This is a genomic window from Vibrio floridensis (assembly GCF_021852965.1).
In the GTDB taxonomy this organism is placed as follows: Bacteria; Pseudomonadota; Gammaproteobacteria; order Enterobacterales; family Vibrionaceae; genus Vibrio; species Vibrio floridensis.
The window spans coordinates 1-2858 of the sequence record NZ_JAKGCY010000046.1; the positions used below are offsets into that span (position 1 = coordinate 1).

Genomic DNA, 2858 nt, shown 5'->3' on the forward strand with positions numbered 1-2858 from the left:
CCCACCGTCATCTTGAGTAAAGAAACTCCAGCTATTCGGTAGTTCTTGGTCTATTTCGCAAAGCACAAAATGCCACAGTTGATTTTGAAAACCGCTTTCCCAGCAGTCGAGATAGTGAGCACTTGATACATTAGATAACCCAGATTCTTCTTCCAGTTCTCTCAAAGCGGCACTTTCGATAGAAATATCCGACGGCTCTAGTGTTCCTTTAACAAGTTGAACCTCAGCTAATGGATGTTCAAACAACAGTAACTCACGATAGTTTCCTGATTTTCTGAGCACTACAGGGCAGACTTTTACTTCCCTTTTTCGGATTCTTTCTTCCACTGAACTCTCCCGTGCATATAACGCCCTGCTAAGGGGTGAGCAATGCACTACAAAAGCTACCGCACACCAACTTAATCACAAAACTCACCGCATACCAAAAATGCCACGCATTGCGAATCCCTCTTAAGCAGTTTGTTAGCCCAATTTACCCAACGTTAGCGTACGATAGCTTCCGCAACCAATACCGTTGTCTTGGTAGCCAGCCAAACTTTCAAACACATTAAAATGCGAAACGACGATTACCTTAGAATAATGCGTGTATCGTGATAACACACTTTCTGCACGATTTCTAAGCGCTATCCAAGACTCATACGGAACATTATTGGGCTCCGCATTATTTTTTAGCGAAGCGCGATACTCATGCCAACGGCGATCTCTTTCTTGAAGATCTACATAACCACCATCCAAGTCCGCTCGCCACTCTCGTAGGTCATGTTCAACAAAGAGTTCTAAACCGAGTTTACGATTAATGATTTCGGCAGTTTGTAGTGCTCTTGTATAAGGTGAAGAGATGATAACTTCTGCTTTCTCGAGCTGAATTTCTTGAGCAACAGCTCGCAACTCATGGATGTGCTCTCGATGTAAAGGAGCATAATCTTTTTCAAGCTGGCTCATTTTTCGCTCGTCAGATAACGAGTAGTCAGGCACTCCATGCCTTACAAATACAACTTCCATTCGTCCCTGAATCTCCATTTTTACCGAATTGGGCTAACGCCCTGTTAAGGGGTGAGCAACGCAATACAAAAGCAGCCGCATACCACCTTAATCACTTAAACCAACGCATAGTAAAAATGCTACGCGTTGCGAATCCCTCTTGAACAGTTTGTTAGGTGCTTACAATCCCGGGTACTTTCCGTCTGAATCGACATAATCAACGGCTTCTAGGAACCACTTACCATTATTACTTTTTTTCATCCTATACTCATAGTCCGCTACAAAACCTGTGCTGTCAGTATGCTTTGTAGTGATTATCGCTCTGTTTTCTATCATTTCTTCTGTTACGATAGTTTCATTCTCTGGGTCATGAGATGACTCAGATCCAAATGCTATTGGCTCACCAACAAAGTCTGACTGACAATATTTAGATAGTATATTCTTTGTATATAACTCGCTGGCGAGTTGCATTGCACCACCACTGTGCTTAACTTCCGATTTTGTTAGTTTATATGCTTTGTCGTTCCAGTCTTTATAATCGATCAGATACGATTTCACCAATAGCCGAGGAGATTCGAATGTATTTCGAGAGCACAATGTAATTAACCATGAGATAAAGCTATCGATAAATTTCATAAACACATATTTCTCCTATTCGCATTGGCACCTAACGCCGCATTAAGGTGTGAGCAGCGCTTGGCTATACTTGAGCGCAGCGAAACTGCCAAGCGTTGCGAATCACTCTTAAATGCTTTGTTATAACGCAATAGCTGAAGCTACTTTGGCTAGCATTTTATTTTTGTCTTCCAAATAAGGAATTTGCTTTGCGACTTTCTGCGCTAGACTAAACTTGTTTTGACTAATGCTCATTTCGGCTATCCTAGACAACGCTTTACTTTTATCTTCTAGATACGGTATTTCTTCCGCAAAACGATAGGCGTTGTCCAAATCACCTTTGTCTATCAGTTTTTCAACAGCCCCAGATAGTGCCTTACTTCGATCTTCTAAGTATGGAAGCGAGCTTATTGTGTCCAGCATTGCACCTACACGACTCTCATACTCATCTTCTAGTTCAGGTTCATTGTTCCTCATTGTGTCACTTGGTGTATTTCTAGTCAGTTCTGGAGATGCAAAGTGATTCAGTATGCCTTTAATAGATTCAGTGAAGATTGAAGATACTTTATTTCTCACCTCAGCCTTATTTACTGACTCGGGATCAAGGTGATAAGTCAAAACCCTACGACCACGTAAATCGAAAGGAAGATGCTCCGCACCACCAAAATGAGTGTTCATCACTAAAATAATTTTCTTCCATCCCAAAGTACCAATTGCATAACCCAGCTCTAATATTACATTAGGGTTCGGTACTAGTCGGGTAGTTCCTTTTAAGCCACTGTTTATAAATGATATATCGCATACGAATACGTCGCTTCCTTCTATTTTATTGAAGATTGTATGCACGATATCTGGAGAACCCAACTCATCTTGAGTGTCTCGGTCTAAGAAGGGAGTCATTGCAAAAGAGTCATCGGCTTTAAGTTGTTTGATAGCTTTCTCTAAAGCATCACTTATAAAGCCACGATTAGATTTGTTAGGCAAGTCAGATTGCCATGAATAAAATATCTTTTTTTCCACTATTAACGCCTTGAGATGATAACTGCAATTTGTCGAATGATAACAGAATAGCTGCCCATATGGTTTTAAAATCATCCCTGCGTTATAACGCCGCGTTAAGGGGTGAATGCCGCATAAACCAACTTCCCGCAGACCACTTTCACCACTGAAACTCACTGCATACCAAAAAATGCCACGCGGCATGAATCCCACTTGAACGCCTTGTATGGATAATAACTAACGAATCAGGGTAAGGTGAGACC

At 41.4% G+C, this 2858-nt stretch carries 4 protein-coding genes; all 4 read right to left on the reverse strand.

The window, feature by feature from the left end; translation table 11 throughout:
- Positions 1-327: NUDIX domain-containing protein (locus LZU85_RS20570; RefSeq protein WP_237288411.1), on the reverse strand; the 327-nt coding region annotated here is incomplete at its 3' end.
- 135 nt (positions 328-462) lie between these two features.
- A complete protein-coding gene (locus LZU85_RS20580) occupies positions 463-1002 on the reverse strand; it encodes a histidine phosphatase family protein (protein WP_237288413.1) in 540 nt (179 codons plus the stop codon).
- Positions 1003-1161: 159 nt separating this feature from the next.
- Positions 1162-1617 (reverse strand): hypothetical protein, encoded by a 456-nt coding sequence (locus LZU85_RS20585; RefSeq protein WP_045597916.1) that lies wholly within the window; start codon positions 1615-1617, stop codon positions 1162-1164.
- A 120-nt stretch (positions 1618-1737) separates the two neighbouring features.
- The gene (locus tag LZU85_RS20590) at positions 1738-2799 is read right to left on the reverse strand and encodes a TIR domain-containing protein (protein ID WP_237288415.1); all 1062 of its coding nucleotides are present in this window, start codon (positions 2797-2799) and stop codon (positions 1738-1740) included.
- Positions 2800-2858 lie beyond the last annotated feature (59 nt).